Origin of the sequence: Xanthomonas translucens pv. undulosa (assembly GCF_017301775.1) — a bacterium.
GTDB lineage: Bacteria > Pseudomonadota > Gammaproteobacteria > Xanthomonadales > Xanthomonadaceae > Xanthomonas_A > Xanthomonas_A translucens.
This window is the reverse complement of record NZ_CP063993.1, coordinates 3,919,801-3,932,611: the sequence shown is the minus strand read 5'-3', so window position 1 is coordinate 3,932,611 and position 12,811 is coordinate 3,919,801. Positions and strand designations below refer to the sequence as shown.

The following is a 12,811-nucleotide window of genomic DNA, read 5'->3' as shown; positions in this document are numbered from 1 at the left end:
GTACGCCGCAGCGCGGCCGAATCTGGCACGATCCGCTTCCCTTCCACGTTCCGGTACGCCTCCATGCACACCCTGTTCGGCAGCGACAGCTGGCTGTACGTCATCCTGGTCGGCTTCGTGGTCGGCCTGCTGGCGCGTTTCCTGGGTCCGAGCAGTGGCCGCTCCGGCTGCCTGTTCACCGTGCTGCTCGGCATCGCCGGCGCGCTGGTGGCTGGCTGGTTCGGCCACTACATGGGCTGGTACAGCCGCGGCGAGCCGGCCGGTTTCCTCGGCGCACTGCTCGGCGCCATCGCCCTGCTCGCACTGCTGCGGCTGTTCCTCGGCAAACGCTGAGCCGCACCGCTGCGTCGCCACGGCTCGCCATGCCGACGCCGCACGTTTACGCTGTGCGGCCCATGTCCGCCGCAGCGTCCCGATGAGATCCAGCACCGACCTTTCCGACGCGGCGGACCTGCGCGCCGCACAACGCCTGCACTGGGCGCGTGCCGCACTGGGCGACGCGCAGGCGACGCTGCAGCGCGCCTCGATCGACGCCGGCTGGCGCAGCTACTGGCGCAGCCACGGCAAGGGCGCCAGCCGGGTGCTGATGGATTCGCCGCCCGGCCTGGAGGACGTGCGCCCGTGGCTGCGCATGCATGCGTTGCTGCAGCAAGGCGGCGTGCGCGTGCCGGCGATCCTGGCGCAGGATGCGGAGGCCGGCTTCCTGCTGCTGGAAGACCTGGGCGGGCCGACCATGGCGCAGATGCTGGACGACGCGTCGGCCGATGCGCACTTCGACGCTGCGCTCGGGCAGTTGCTGCGGCTGCAGGCGATCGCGGCGCCGCCGGAACTGGGCGTATTCGGCGAGGCGCTGCTGCAGCGCGACGCCGGCCTGTTCGAGGAATGGTTCCTGCAGCGCCATCTTGGGCTGACCCTGGACGCCGCCGACCGCGATGCGCTGCACGCGTTACAACGCCAGCTGATGGACAACGCGCTGGCGCAGCCGCGGGTGCTGGTGCACCGCGACTTCATGCCACGCAACCTGATGCCGGTGGCCGATGGCCCGGCGGTGCTGGACTTCCAGGACTGCGTGCTCGGCCCAGTCGCCTACGATCCGATCAGCCTGTTCAAGGACACCACGGTGAGCTGGCCACTGGCGCGAGTCGATGGCTGGCTGGAGCGCTACCACGCGCGTGCGCTGCGGGCCGGGATCGCGCTGCCGCCGCTGGCGCAGTTCCTGCGCGATGCGGACTGGATGGGCGTGCAGCGGCACCTGAAGAACCTGGGCATCTTCGCGCGGCTGAACTACCGCGACGACAAGGCCTGGTACCTGGACAACGTGCCGCGCTTCATCGGCTACCTCGACGAAGTGTTGCCGCGGCACCCGCAGCTGCAACCGCTGGCGCAGCTGCTGCAGGCGCGGATCAAGCCGGCACTGGCGCAACGCGCGGCGGCCGGCGCATGAAGGCGCTGATCTTCGCCGCCGGCTTCGGCGAGCGCATGCGGCCGCTGACCGAACGCACGCCCAAACCGCTGCTGGCGGTGGGCGGCACGCCGCTGATCGTCTGGCACCTGCGCAAGCTCGCCGCGCTGGGCGTGCGCGAGGTGGTGATCAACACCTCGTGGCTGGCCGAGCAGTTCCCGCAGGCGCTGGGCGACGGCAGCGCGTTCGGCCTGCGCATCGCCTATTCCTACGAAGGCGCCACGCCGCTGGAAACCGGCGGCGGCATGCTGCACGCGTTGCCGCTGCTGGGACCGGCGCCGTTCCTGCTGGTCAACGGCGACATCTGGACCGATTTCGATTTCGCGCAGTTGAAGCCGGAACCGGCCGGGCTCGCGCAACTGGTGCTGGTCGATCCACCGGCCTATGCCGCGCACGGCGATTTCGCGCTGCACGCCGACACCACCCTGCGCAGCGACGGCGCGCCGCTACTGACCTACGCCGGCATCGGCGTCTATCGGCCGGAACTGCTGCGCGACTGGCAGGCGGCATTCACTACGCCGATTGCAGACCACGCCACGCCGCCGCGCTTCGCACTGGCGCCGATCCTGCGTGCGCACATGGCAACCGGCCGCATTCATGGCCTGCACCATCGCGGCCGCTGGACCGATGTGGGGACGCCGCAGCGGTTGGCGGAGTTGGATGCGGGACTCGGGACTCGGGACTCGGGACTCGGCAAAAGCTGAGTTCCGGCGATCTCACGCTCAACGCGCGAGGCGGACAATCGAATCCGGTTTGGCAAGCCTGCCGCCAGCCGCTGCATGCGGATGCCGGCGAGCTCAGCTTTTGCCGAGTCCCGAGTCCCGAGTCCCGAGTCCCGCCGCCCCCACAACCCGCCGCAAAAACGGCACCGTGACCCGCCGCTGCGCCGCCAGCGATTCGCGGTCCAGGCGTTCCAGCAGCGCGACCAGGCCGGCCAGGTCGCGGCCGGCATGGGTCAGCAGCCAGTCGATCGCTGCATCTTCCAGGACCAGGCCGCGGCGTTGCGCGCGCTCGCGCAGCACCACGGCGCGGCGGGGGTCGTCCAGCGGCGACAGCGCGATGCGCGTGCATTGCGCCAGCCGCGAGCGCAGGTCGGGCAGGGTCAGCGCCAGGCCGTCGGGCATCGCCTGCGCGGTGTACAGCAGGGTCACCCCGGCGCTGCGCGCGCGGTTATGGAAATCGAACAGCGCCACTTCGTCCTCGCGCTGCCCGGCGCTCGCTTCCAGCCCGTCCAGCGCGACAAGGTGGCGGCCTTCCAGCGCTTCCAGCGCGTCGCGCAGGCGCCCGGAGGCGGCCTGCAGCGGCAGGTAGGCGGCGCTGCGTCCGGCCTGCTCGGCCGCCGCGCACAGCGCCAGCGCCAGATGCGTCTTGCCGGTGCCGGCGGGACCGGACAGGTAGATCCAGTCCACGTCGCGGCCGTCGGCGACGGCCTGCAATTGCGCCAGCAGGCCAGCCGGGGCGCCGACATAGCGGTCCAGGCGCTGCTCCGGCGGATAGCGCAACGCCAACGGCAGCTGCGGCACGCTCACGGCTGTTCGGGGCCACGCGGCGGCGGTTCGATCAGCGGCGCGCGCTCGGCGCTGCCGTCGAGCAGGATTGCCGACTTGTCGCCGGCATACAGCTCGCTCTGCCGGTATTGCTCGTGCAGATAGTGCAGCAGCACGTTGGCCACCGCCGCCACCGGCAGCGCCAGCAGCATGCCGAGGAAGCCGAACAGCTGGCCGCCGGCCATCACCGCGAAGATCACCGCCACCGGATGCAGGCCGATCTTGTCGCCGACGATGCGCGGGGTCAGCACGTAGCTTTCTAGCAACTGGCCGACGGTGAACACCACGCCGACCAGGATCATCAGTTGCAGGTCAAAGCCCTTGGATTGCACCAGCGCCGCCAGGATCGCCAGCAGGATGCCGGTGGTCGCGCCCAGGTAGGGGATGAAGCTGATCAGGCCGGCGACGATGCCGATCAGCAGGCCCAGATTGAGCCCGATCAGGCTCAGCCCGCCGGCATAGATCACCCCCAGCGCCAGCATCACCAGGAACTGGCCGCGGATGAACGCGCCCAGCACATCGTTGGACTCGCGCGCCAGGCGGCCGACGGTGGCGACGTGGTTGCGCGGGATGGTCGCGGCCACGCGTTCGACCAGGATGTCCCAGTCGCGCAGGAAGTAGAAGGTCAGGATCGGCAGCAGCACCAGGTTCACCACCCAGGTGACCATGGCGAAGCCCGAGCGCGACAGGTAGCCGAAGAAGGTCGCGGCGACGCCGCCGGCCTGCTGCCAGTGGCCGCGGATCCATTCGATCAGCCGCTCCGGATCCAGCCAGGCCATCAGCTGCAGCCCGGTCTTGTGTTCGGCCCACGGGATCGCGGTGCCGGTGAACCAGTCGCGCGCCTGCGGCAGCACGTCGATGAAGGTGACGATCTGCCGCTCCAGCATCGGCACCAGGATCAGCAGCGCCAGCACCAGCAGCAACAGCATCAGCACGAATACCAGGGTCACCGCCATGTTGCGCGAACGGCCGGCGCGCTCCAAGCGATCGACCAGCGGGTCGCCGAGCCAGCCCAGCAGCAGCGCCAGCGCGAACGGGGTCAGGATCGGCGCCAGCAGCGCGATCACCCACAGCACGCCCAGGATCACCGCGGCCCATTTCAGGCGGCGCAGGAACTGGGCGATTTCCGCTTCGGGGGATAGCGTCACTTGAGCCGGTACTCGGTGCGCTCGGTGTTGAGGATGATCGGGCCGCCCTCGACCGGCACCGTCACCGGCTGCAGCGGGCTGTCGGCACCGAGCATGCGGTTCAGGCCGGACACGCCGCTGAGCAGGTCCAGGTCCAGTTCCAGGCGGTCGCCGCTGGCCTGGATCGGCACGATGCGCCGCACTACCGAAGTGTTCTGCAGCGCCGCGGACACGCGCAGGTAGTCGTCGGCGCTGCCGATGCCGCTGATCAGCACACGGTACACACCGGCCGGGCCGGTGCTGGCCGCCTTGGCGTAGCGCTTGACCAGCGCGTCGGCGGCGCCGTCGGCGCCGGCGGCCATGGCCCGGCGCGCGTCGGCGTCGCTGGCCGACCAGCTGGACAGCGCCTTGCCACTGTCGACGAACACCCAGTCGGCAGTCCAGCCGCCGGACTTGCCGCGGTACAGCTTGCCGATCAACTGCATCGGTGGACTGTAGCGCGAGGACGCGCTGGCCACCGCAGCGGTGTCCTGGCGCCAGATCGCGCCGACCAGGGCCTGCTCGGCGGCGCTGCCGGTGGGCAGGCCGAGCCGGTAGCCGCGCTCGATCGCGCGGTCCAGCACGCTACGCGCGGCATTGGACTGCTGCACGCCGACCAGGCGCGGGCCGCTGCCGTCGTCGATCGCCAGCCACAGCACCGGCTTGGGCCGCGGCTGCGGCCACAGCGGCAGGCCCAGCGCGGCGGCCAGGCCGTCGACGTCGCTCTGCCGGAAGCGCGCGATCAAGGTAGTGCGGAAGGTCGGCGCGCCGCTGGGCGAGGTGCCCTGGTCCTGGCGGTAGTCGTAGCTGTCGACGAAATTCTTGGCGTTGCGCAGCGCCTGAGCTACCCCCGAGCGCGACATCACTGTACGGTCGCCGGAGATCTTGCCCAGCACCACGCCCAGCGCGCGCGCCACCGCACCGTTGCGGTCCACCTCGCTCTGGCTGTTGACCGGGACCTCGGCGTCGTAGGGGCTCTGCGCGCCGGCGACGTCGCCTTCGGTGCGCAGACCGGCCTGGGCCAGGGCGGCCGCGGCGGGCAGGCACAGCGCGAAAGACAGGAGTAAGGCAAGGCTGCGGCGCATCGAAGGTTCCATTGCTCGGCGTATCCGGGGCGAATTGTTGCCCGAATGCGGGCCTGGCGCCAATGCGGCCTGTTAAAATCGCCGTCTTTCCGCCGACGCCACCGCCCGTGACCACTCCCAAGACCCCCGCCGCCGCCCCGTTGACCTACCGCGACGCCGGCGTCGACATCGATGCCGGCAATGCCGTCGTCGAACGCATCAAACCCTTGGTCAAGCGCAGTTTCCGCCCCGAAGTGATGGGCGGGCTGGGCGGTTTCGGCGCGCTGTTCGACCTGTCCGGCAAGTACCGCGAGCCGGTGCTGGTGTCCGGCACCGACGGCGTCGGCACCAAGCTGAAGCTGGCGCAACAGCTGGGGCGGCACGACAGCATCGGCATCGATCTGGTCGGCATGTGCGTCAACGACGTGCTGGTGCAGGGCGCCGAGCCGCTGTTCTTCCTGGATTACTTCGCCACCGGCAAGCTCGACGTGGAGACCACGGTGGCGGTGGTCGGCGGCATCGCCCGCGGCTGCGAACTGGCCGGCTGTGCGCTGATCGGCGGCGAGACCGCGGAAATGCCCGACATGTACCCGCCGGGCGAGTACGACCTGGCCGGCTTCACCGTCGGCGCGGTGGAGAAGTCGCAGCTGCTCGACGGCGCCAAGGTGCGCCAGGGCGACGTGCTGATCGGCATCGCCTCCTCCGGCCCGCACTCCAACGGCTATTCGCTGATCCGCCGCATCTACGACCGCGCCGGGCGCCCGGCCGAGCTGCAGGTCGGCGACACCACCCTGGCCGACGCGCTGATGGCGCCGACCGCGCTGTACGTCAAGCCGATCCTGTCGCTGCTGCGCGGCGAGCATGCCGACGGCATCCACGCGATGGCGCACATCACCGGCGGCGGCCTGACCGAGAACATCATCCGCGTCATCCCCGACGGCCTGGGCCTGGACATCCGCGCCAGCGCCTGGTCTCTGCCGCCGGTGTTCGAATGGCTGCAGCGCGAAGGCGCGGTCGCCGACAGCGAGATGTGGCGTACCTTCAACTGCGGCATCGGCTTCGTGCTGGTGGCCGCGCCCGACCAGGTCGCCGCGCTGGAGCGCAGCCTGGACACGCTGGGCCTGGCGCATTGGCAGATCGGCGCGGTGGTGGCGGCCGGCGCCGGCGAACGCGTGCACATCGGCTGAGCCGCATGGCGGCGGGCAAACGCGCCTGGCTGGCGCTGACCCTGGCAGTGTTCGCCGCCAGCTGGCTGCACCCGTTGTGGCCTGCGGAACAGGCGATGCACAGTTCGCTGGCGGTGCTGGGCATCGTCTGGCTGGTCTGGCACGACCGCCGCTGGCCGCTGCGCAGCGCGCACTTTGCCGCGATCTGCGCCTTCATCGGCGTGCACAACATCGCCGCGCACTGGCTGTATTCCAACGTGCCCTACGACCAGTGGCTGCGCACGCTGAGCGGCGGCTGGTCGCCGAACGCCGCGTTCGGCTGGCAGCGCAACCACACCGACCGGCTGATCCACCTGCTGTTCGGGCTGTGCTTGGCGCCAGCGCTGCGCGACCACGCGCGGCAGCGCTGGCCGGCGCTGACGGCGCGGCAGGCTTTCGTGCTGGCGACGATGGCGATCATGTGCGCCAGCCTGCTCTACGAATGGCTGGAGTGGCTGATCGCGCTGCTGCTCTCGCCCGCGCAGGCCGAGTCCTACAACGGCCAGCAGGGCGATCCGTGGGACGCGCACATGGACATGCTGCTGGCCACCCTGGGCTGCGCGAGCGCCTGGCCGTGGCGGCGTACCGGCCGTCCCCTGCCCTCGCCGCGCTAGAGATCGCACCATGTCGCTGCCCCCGCCCCTGCCCTCGCCGGACCTCGGTCGCATCGCGTCGCTGCGCACCGATTCGGACGTGCGCACCTTGGCCACCCCGTACGCGCTGATGGCGGCACTGCAAGGCCTGTCGGTCCTGCTGCTGGGCGGCTTCCTGGCCTTCGGCATCCACTACGAGGCCTCGCTCAACGCTGCCGGCCAGGGCGCCGACCGCGCGCAGAGCGGCCAGAGCGTGATCGTCATGTTTTCGGTGATGCTGGCGTTGGGGCTGTTCTTGCTGCTGGCGAACGTGGCGGCGGCGCTGGCACTGCGCCGACGCCGCCAGCTGCTGCTATGCAAGATCGCCGCGACGCTGACCTGTTTCGGCTTCCCCCTGGACACCGCGCTGGGGGTGTGGACGCTGTTGGTGTTGCAGCGTCCGGCCGCCATCGCCCTGTTCCAGGACGCGCGCCGATGACCATCCGTCTGGCGGTGCTGGTCTCCGGCCGCGGTTCCAATCTGCAGGCGCTGCTCGATGCGATCGCCGCCGGCGCGCTGGATGCGCAGGTGGTCGGGGTGTTCAGCGACCGTGCGCAGGCGCCGGCGCTGGCCAAGGTGGTGCCGGCGCAGCGCTGGTCGGCGGCGCCGAACGGCTTCCCCGACCGTGCCGCGTTCGACCAGGCGCTGGGCGACGCGGTCGCCGCCGTGCAGCCGGACTGGATCGTCTGCGCCGGCTACATGCGCATCCTCGGCGCCGGCTTCGTGCAGCGCTTCGCCGGCCGCCTGCTCAACATCCACCCCTCGCTGCTGCCCAAGTACCGCGGCCTGCACACGCATGCGCAGGCGCTTGCGGCCGGCGATGCCGAACACGGCGCCAGCGTGCACTTCGTGGTGCCGGAACTGGATGCCGGCGCGGTGATCGCGCAGGTGCGGGTGCCGGTGCAGGCTGGCGACCAGCCGGACGCCCTGGCGCAGCGCCTGCTGCCGCGCGAGCACCAGCTACTGTGCGCGGTGTTGCAACTGGCCGCGGCCGGACGCCTGGCTGAACGGGATGGCAGCGTCTGGCTCGACGGTCAGTGTCGGTTTAGTCCGCTGCGCCTAGATTGCCAAGGCATGCTGATTTTCTGAATACGCCGCAGCCTTCATTCTGCTGCGGCGCCTCCGCGCCCAACTCCCTCCCCTCGCAGCCGATCCCATGAAGCCCCTTCCGCGTCAGTTCGCTGTTCTCGCCGTGGCCTGCCTCGGCCTGCTGGCGCCGGCCGTCGGCGTGCTGGCGCAGGCGCCCCCGCCGCCGGCCGCCGCGCCGACGACACCTGTGCAAGCGCCTGCCGTGCCTGCCGCTCCCGCAGCGGCTGCCGCGCCCGGGCTGCAGGCCGCGCCGTGGACGCCGCCGCCGCTGCAACCGTTCGTGGCCACCTACCAGGCCCTGTACAAGGGCAAGCAGGCCGGCGATGCGCGCATGGAAGTCAGCCACGGCAGTAGCGACGAATGGCGCGTGGACCTGGCCGTGCAGGGCCGCAGCGGCTTCGCCAGCATCCTCGGCCTCAACATCGAGCAGAGCACGGTGTTCCGCACCCAGGACGGGCGCTACGTGCCGCAGAGCCAGAGCACCGTGAAGAAGGCGATGTTCTTCGGCAAGAAGGTCACCGGCGTCTACGACTGGGGCAAGGGCGTGGCGCGCTGGGACGGCGACCTGAAGAAGGACCGGCAGCAGCCGATACCGCTGCAGCCCGGCGACCAGAGCGCGCTGCTGATCAACCTGTCGATCATGCGCGACGCGCAGCCGGGCAAGACCATGAGCTACCGCTTCGTCGATGTCGGCCGGGTCCGCGAACATATCTACCACGCCGCCGAGCAGACCGAGACGGTGCAGGTCGGCGATATCAGCTACGACGCGCTGCGCGTGTCGCGCACCAATGGCGGCAAGAATGAGACCATCTTGTGGATCGCCAACGGCGTGCCGACGCCGGTACGCATCCTGCAGCGCGAAGACGGCGAAGACCGCATCGACCTGCGCCTGACCGAATACCAAGGAGTCTGACCATGACACACATCGCCCGCCCGCTGTCCGCCCTCGCCGCCGCCCTGCTGGCCATGGCCAGCCTGCCTGCCCTGGCGCTGGAGCCGTTCAAGGCCGACTACCAGGCCAGCTACATGGGCATGCAGGCCAACGGCCTGATGACCCTGGCCAGCGAAGGCAACAACCGCTGGCGCTACAGCCTGTCGATCAAGAACCAGGTCGCCGACCTGAGCCAGAGCACCGTGTTCGAGGAGAAAGGCGGGCAACTGCGCCCGCTCAGCAGCGACGACCGCTCGCTGTTCCTGATCAAGAAGAAGGCGGTGACCGCCACCTACGACTGGAGCACCGCGCAGGCGACCTGGGCCGGCGACGTCAAGCCCGACCGCCGCGGCCCGGTAAAGTTGCAGCAAGGCGACATGGACGCACTGCTGATCAACCTGGCGATCGCGCGCGACGTCAACGCCGGCAAGACGCCCAGCTACCGCATGGTCGACGAGGGCCGCGCCAAGCCGATGACCTACAAGGTGGCCGGCAAGGAAGCCATCACCGTCAACGGCAAGAGCGAGCAGGCGACCAAGGTCAGCCGCAGCGACGGCTCCAAGGAAATCATCGCCTGGATCGTGCCGGACATGCCGGTGCCGGTGCGCATCCTGCAACGCGAGAACGGCCAGGACGCGCTGGACCTGACCATCAAGACGCTGCACTGAACCGCGGCGTCACGCAAAAAAGCGGGCCGCAGTGCCCGCCTTGCATCAACAGCACCGACGCGCACAGGTCGGTGATCGGCAGCGGGGGCGTACTACGCCGCCCGCCACGCGGCCAGGCATGATCGCGGCATGCCGCCCCGAATGTCCATGCCCCGGCCCAGCGCTTCATCGGCGTGGACGAAAACCCGATCGAAGAGTTCATCACGCTCACGCCATCGAGCGCTATGAACCGTGCCTGCGCCAAGCTGTAATGAAGCCTGCATATTCGAAGAGTGAAGAGGCCGCCATGCGATCACTGAACATCTAGCGCGCCTCCATCAATAAATAAAAATGCGCGCCATCACTTTTCGCAAAAATGGACAACGCATGAACCAGAACCCACATTGACATCAAACCTGGTTCAGCAGCATTTTTATCGCCCGCCCAAAATGGCATGTAATTAATTAAATACCAAGCATGGAGCATCTCAAGCACGACGCGCTTTGCGTTTCACGGATAGTTGGCGGCAGAAACGCATCGCTGCAGAGCACCAATGGCGTAGCAATACCGGCACGCCGTCTGCACGCATGAAGACAGTCAAGCACCGCATCGATCTGCCTAAATCAATATAAGAGGAGTATAAAGATGTCACGCATCTCAGGTCCGTTGTGCGCCCTCACTGCCGCAGTACTGAGTCTGGCAAGCGTATCAGCCATGGCAATCGAGCCATTCCAAGCGAAATACCAAGCCAATTACCTGGGTACGCAAGCCACTGGCACCATGACCCTGACCCAAAATGGCAGCGACCAGTGGACCTATAACCTCGATATCAAGAATCTTTTCGCCCAACTCAACCAAACCACTGTATTCGATACCGCCACTGGTCGTTTGCGCCCGCTCGCCAGCGATGATGTATTGAAGACCTTCGGCAACAAGAGCGAGGCGCTTGGCCAATACAACTGGAGTAGCCTGCAAGCAACCTGGTCGGGCAACGTCACATCCGAGCAAAGCGGGCCGGTGCCACTGACGATTGGCGACCTGAACCCGCTGCTGGTGAATCTGGCGATCGTCAGCGACGTCAACGCAGGCAATCCTCTGATCTACAACATCGTGAACCTGGGCAAGGCGCAACAGACGACATATCAGGTGGTCGGCACTGAAACGATCAGCTTCAATGGCAAGACCGAGAATGCGACCAAAATCAGCTACACCAATGGCAGCAAGCAGACCCTGGCCTGGATCGTGCCCGACGCACCGGCTCCGGTACGCATCCAGCAAACCGACAACGGCAAACAAACGCTGCTTCTGGTCATGAGCTCACTGAACTAGACAAGCATCCATCACGAAAAAGGCGGGCCGCACGGCCCGCCTTTTTCTTTCAACTGCTCGGATAAGCAGCGCGCGATGGGCGGACAGCGCCAACGCACGGATGGCTCATGGCGTCTTTGTCGTCTGCAACTGCTTGCCCGCCGGCACGAAGCTGGTACGGCAATCTACGCGGATCTGCACGCCGCTGTTGCGCCAGTAGAAGGTGCTGCACTGGCGCGGGCCGTTCAGGGTGCGGGTCACGCCAACCGCGTAGAACGCCTGCGCGATCTCGCTGCGGCTGACCTGGCCGTCGCCGTTCCAGTCCATGTCGCGCTGTTCGATGCCCTGGGTGATGGCGATGCCGGCATACCAGGCGTAGCCGATCCAGGCCAGTAGCAGGATCACCACCGCCAGCAGCACCTTGCGCCGCCGGGTGAAACGGCCACTGAGGATCATGCGATGCGCCGGATCGACGCGCCCAGCGCCCCCAGCTTCTCCTCGATGTTCTCGTAGCCACGGTCCAGGTGGTAGATGCGGTCGATGGTGGTGTCGCCGTCGGCGACCAGCCCGGCCAGGATCAGCGAGGCCGAGGCGCGCAGGTCGGTGGCCATCACCGGCGCGCCGCTGAGCCGCTCGGTGCCGCGCACGATCGCGGTATGGCCTTCGACCTGGATATCCGCGCCCAGGCGCAGCAGCTCGTTGACGTGCATGAAACGGTTCTCGAAGATCGTCTCGTTGATCACCCCAACGCCGTCGGCCACGCAGTTGAGCGCCATGAATTGCGCCTGCATGTCGGTCGGGAACGCCGGGTACGGCGCGGTGGTCAGGCTGACCGCGCGCGGGCGCTTGCCGTCCATGTCCAGGCGGATCCAGTCCGGGCCGGTCTCGATGCTGGCGCCGGCCTCGCTCAGCTTGTCGAGCACCGCGTCGAGCGTGTCGGCGCGCGCGCGGCGCACGGTGACGCTGCCGCCGGTCATCGCCGCGGCGACCAGGAAGGTGCCGGTCTCGATGCGGTCGGGCAGCACCGCGTGGCGGCCGCCGGACAGGCGCTCCACGCCGTGCACCACGATGCGCGAGGTGCCGGCGCCTTCGATCCTGGCGCCGAGCGCGATCAGGCCGTCGGCCAGGTCGGTGACTTCCGGCTCCATCGCCGCGTTTTCCAGCACTGTGGTGCCGTCGGCCAGGGTCGCGGCCATCAGCACGTTCTCGGTGCCGGTGACGCTGACCATGTCGAACACGTAGCGGCCGCCCTTCAGCCGGCCGTTGCTGGTGGCCTTGATGTAGCCGTTCTCGACGCTGATCTCCGCGCCCAGCGCCTGCAGGCCCTTGATGTGCTGGTCCACCGGCCGCGAGCCGATCGCGCAGCCGCCGGGCAGCGACACTTCCGCGGCGCCGAACTTGGCCAGCAGCGGCCCCAGCACCAGGATCGAGGCGCGCATGGTGCGCACCAGCTCGTACGGCGCCACGTGCTGGTCGACCTTGCGCGGATCCACGGTGATCGCGCTGCCGCGCGCCAGGGTGCCTTCGTCGATAGTGACTTCGGCGCCCAGTTCGCCGAGCAGCTTCACCGTGGTGATCACGTCGTGCAGCTGCGGCACGTTGGTGATCTCCACCGGCGCATCGGCCAGCAGGGTCGCGCACAGGATCGGCAGCACTGCGTTCTTGGCGCCGGAAATGTTCACTTCACCGTGCAGCGCATTGCCGCCGGTCACTACGATTTTGGCCATGGGTCTCGGGGGATTGGAAAAAAAGAAACGGAA

Annotated in this window: 16 protein-coding genes; 10 read left to right on the top strand and 6 right to left on the bottom strand. The window is 68.6% G+C overall.

Annotated elements, in window-relative coordinates; translation table 11 throughout:
* Window positions 1-63 precede the first annotated feature (63 nt).
* The 3 genes from ISN38_RS16680 to murU all read left to right on the top strand — a co-directional run bounded on the left by ISN38_RS16680 (window position 64) and on the right by murU (window position 2,166).
* On the top strand, window positions 64-333 hold the full coding sequence (locus tag ISN38_RS16680; RefSeq protein WP_003471926.1) for a GlsB/YeaQ/YmgE family stress response membrane protein: 270 nt from the start codon (window positions 64-66) through the stop codon (window positions 331-333).
* Between the two features lie 82 nt (window positions 334-415).
* Entirely contained in the window at window positions 416-1,444 is a 1,029-nt protein-coding gene (locus ISN38_RS16675) for an aminoglycoside phosphotransferase family protein (RefSeq protein WP_206711914.1), read from the top strand.
* Window positions 1,441-2,166 carry an N-acetylmuramate alpha-1-phosphate uridylyltransferase MurU gene (gene murU, locus ISN38_RS16670; RefSeq protein WP_003471923.1) on the top strand — a complete coding sequence of 242 codons (726 nt, stop codon included), beginning with the start codon at window positions 1,441-1,443 and terminating at the stop codon, window positions 2,164-2,166. The genes ISN38_RS16675 and murU overlap by 4 nt, the downstream gene beginning before the upstream one ends.
* A gap of 93 nt (window positions 2,167-2,259) precedes the next feature.
* Here murU and hda read toward each other — a convergent pair whose 3' ends face one another.
* Genes hda through ISN38_RS16655 form a run of 3 tightly spaced genes read right to left on the bottom strand, consistent with a single transcriptional unit; the run spans window position 2,260 to window position 5,272 of the window.
* Window positions 2,260-2,991: a DnaA regulatory inactivator Hda gene (gene hda, locus ISN38_RS16665; RefSeq protein ID WP_003471921.1), complete on the bottom strand. Its 732-nt coding sequence runs from the start codon at window positions 2,989-2,991 to the stop codon at window positions 2,260-2,262.
* The gene (locus ISN38_RS16660) at window positions 2,988-4,157 is read right to left on the bottom strand and encodes an AI-2E family transporter (RefSeq protein WP_003471919.1); all 1,170 of its coding nucleotides are present in this window, start codon (window positions 4,155-4,157) and stop codon (window positions 2,988-2,990) included. Before ISN38_RS16660 ends, hda begins: the two co-directional genes overlap by 4 nt.
* Complete coding sequence (locus ISN38_RS16655) at window positions 4,154-5,272, bottom strand: DUF2066 domain-containing protein (protein WP_038239476.1); 1,119 nt, start codon at window positions 5,270-5,272, stop codon at window positions 4,154-4,156. Before ISN38_RS16655 ends, ISN38_RS16660 begins: the two co-directional genes overlap by 4 nt.
* 128 nt (window positions 5,273-5,400) lie before the next feature.
* On the opposite strand from ISN38_RS16655, the gene purM reads away from it, so the two are divergent.
* The 6 genes from purM (at window position 5,401) to ISN38_RS16625 (ending at window position 9,764) form a co-directional block, all read left to right on the top strand.
* On the top strand, window positions 5,401-6,426 hold the full coding sequence (purM, locus tag ISN38_RS16650; protein WP_176718331.1) for a phosphoribosylformylglycinamidine cyclo-ligase: 1,026 nt from the start codon (window positions 5,401-5,403) through the stop codon (window positions 6,424-6,426).
* Window positions 6,427-6,431: 5 nt separating this feature from the next.
* Window positions 6,432-7,058: a DUF2238 domain-containing protein gene (locus ISN38_RS16645; protein WP_003471902.1), complete on the top strand. Its 627-nt coding sequence runs from the start codon at window positions 6,432-6,434 to the stop codon at window positions 7,056-7,058.
* 10 nt (window positions 7,059-7,068) lie between these two features.
* Window positions 7,069-7,515: a hypothetical protein gene (locus ISN38_RS16640; protein ID WP_003471899.1), complete on the top strand. Its 447-nt coding sequence runs from the start codon at window positions 7,069-7,071 to the stop codon at window positions 7,513-7,515.
* Window positions 7,512-8,165 carry a phosphoribosylglycinamide formyltransferase gene (gene purN, locus ISN38_RS16635; protein WP_047325115.1) on the top strand — a complete coding sequence of 218 codons (654 nt, stop codon included), beginning with the start codon at window positions 7,512-7,514 and terminating at the stop codon, window positions 8,163-8,165. Before ISN38_RS16640 ends, purN begins: the two co-directional genes overlap by 4 nt.
* A 67-nt stretch (window positions 8,166-8,232) precedes the next feature.
* Window positions 8,233-9,078 carry a DUF3108 domain-containing protein gene (locus ISN38_RS16630; RefSeq protein WP_047325116.1) on the top strand — a complete coding sequence of 282 codons (846 nt, stop codon included), beginning with the start codon at window positions 8,233-8,235 and terminating at the stop codon, window positions 9,076-9,078.
* A 2-nt stretch (window positions 9,079-9,080) separates the two neighbouring features.
* Window positions 9,081-9,764, top strand: coding sequence for a DUF3108 domain-containing protein (locus tag ISN38_RS16625; RefSeq protein ID WP_004425855.1), 684 nt, complete (start codon window positions 9,081-9,083; stop codon window positions 9,762-9,764).
* Between the two features lie 303 nt (window positions 9,765-10,067).
* Here the strand turns inward: ISN38_RS16625 and ISN38_RS16620 are convergent, their stop codons facing one another.
* A complete protein-coding gene (locus ISN38_RS16620; protein WP_155522260.1) occupies window positions 10,068-10,238 on the bottom strand; it encodes a hypothetical protein in 171 nt (56 codons plus the stop codon).
* 285 nt (window positions 10,239-10,523) lie between these two features.
* Between ISN38_RS16620 and ISN38_RS16615 the strand changes: the two genes are divergently transcribed.
* A complete protein-coding gene (locus tag ISN38_RS16615) occupies window positions 10,524-11,072 on the top strand; it encodes a DUF3108 domain-containing protein (protein WP_399506428.1) in 549 nt (182 codons plus the stop codon).
* A gap of 105 nt (window positions 11,073-11,177) precedes the next feature.
* Here ISN38_RS16615 and ISN38_RS16610 read toward each other — a convergent pair whose 3' ends face one another.
* Both ISN38_RS16610 and murA read right to left on the bottom strand, forming a co-directional pair.
* Window positions 11,178-11,507, bottom strand: coding sequence for a hypothetical protein (locus ISN38_RS16610; RefSeq protein WP_004425851.1), 330 nt, complete (start codon window positions 11,505-11,507; stop codon window positions 11,178-11,180).
* A complete protein-coding gene (murA, locus tag ISN38_RS16605; RefSeq protein ID WP_047325117.1) occupies window positions 11,504-12,778 on the bottom strand; it encodes a UDP-N-acetylglucosamine 1-carboxyvinyltransferase in 1,275 nt (424 codons plus the stop codon). The genes ISN38_RS16610 and murA overlap by 4 nt, the downstream gene beginning before the upstream one ends.
* Window positions 12,779-12,811 lie beyond the last annotated feature (33 nt).

Excerpts from the sequence above, each read along its gene's own strand:
- ISN38_RS16630 (WP_047325116.1), top strand. The coding sequence starts at position 8,233 with ATGAAGCCCCTTCCGCGTCAGTTCGCTGTTCTCGCCGTGGCCTGCCTC.
- purN (WP_047325115.1), top strand. The coding sequence starts at position 7,512 with ATGACCATCCGTCTGGCGGTGCTGGTCTCCGGCCGCGGTTCCAATCTG.
- murA (WP_047325117.1), bottom strand. The coding sequence starts at position 12,778 with ATGGCCAAAATCGTAGTGACCGGCGGCAATGCGCTGCACGGTGAAGTG.
- ISN38_RS16675 (WP_206711914.1), top strand. The coding sequence starts at position 416 with ATGAGATCCAGCACCGACCTTTCCGACGCGGCGGACCTGCGCGCCGCA.
- ISN38_RS16615 (WP_399506428.1), top strand. The coding sequence starts at position 10,524 with ATGACCCTGACCCAAAATGGCAGCGACCAGTGGACCTATAACCTCGAT.
- ISN38_RS16610 (WP_004425851.1), bottom strand. The coding sequence starts at position 11,507 with ATGATCCTCAGTGGCCGTTTCACCCGGCGGCGCAAGGTGCTGCTGGCG.
- ISN38_RS16645 (WP_003471902.1), top strand. The coding sequence starts at position 6,432 with ATGGCGGCGGGCAAACGCGCCTGGCTGGCGCTGACCCTGGCAGTGTTC.
- ISN38_RS16625 (WP_004425855.1), top strand. The coding sequence starts at position 9,081 with ATGACACACATCGCCCGCCCGCTGTCCGCCCTCGCCGCCGCCCTGCTG.
- ISN38_RS16680 (WP_003471926.1), top strand. The coding sequence starts at position 64 with ATGCACACCCTGTTCGGCAGCGACAGCTGGCTGTACGTCATCCTGGTC.
- ISN38_RS16655 (WP_038239476.1), bottom strand. The coding sequence starts at position 5,272 with ATGGAACCTTCGATGCGCCGCAGCCTTGCCTTACTCCTGTCTTTCGCG.
- murU (WP_003471923.1), top strand. The coding sequence starts at position 1,441 with ATGAAGGCGCTGATCTTCGCCGCCGGCTTCGGCGAGCGCATGCGGCCG.
- ISN38_RS16640 (WP_003471899.1), top strand. The coding sequence starts at position 7,069 with ATGTCGCTGCCCCCGCCCCTGCCCTCGCCGGACCTCGGTCGCATCGCG.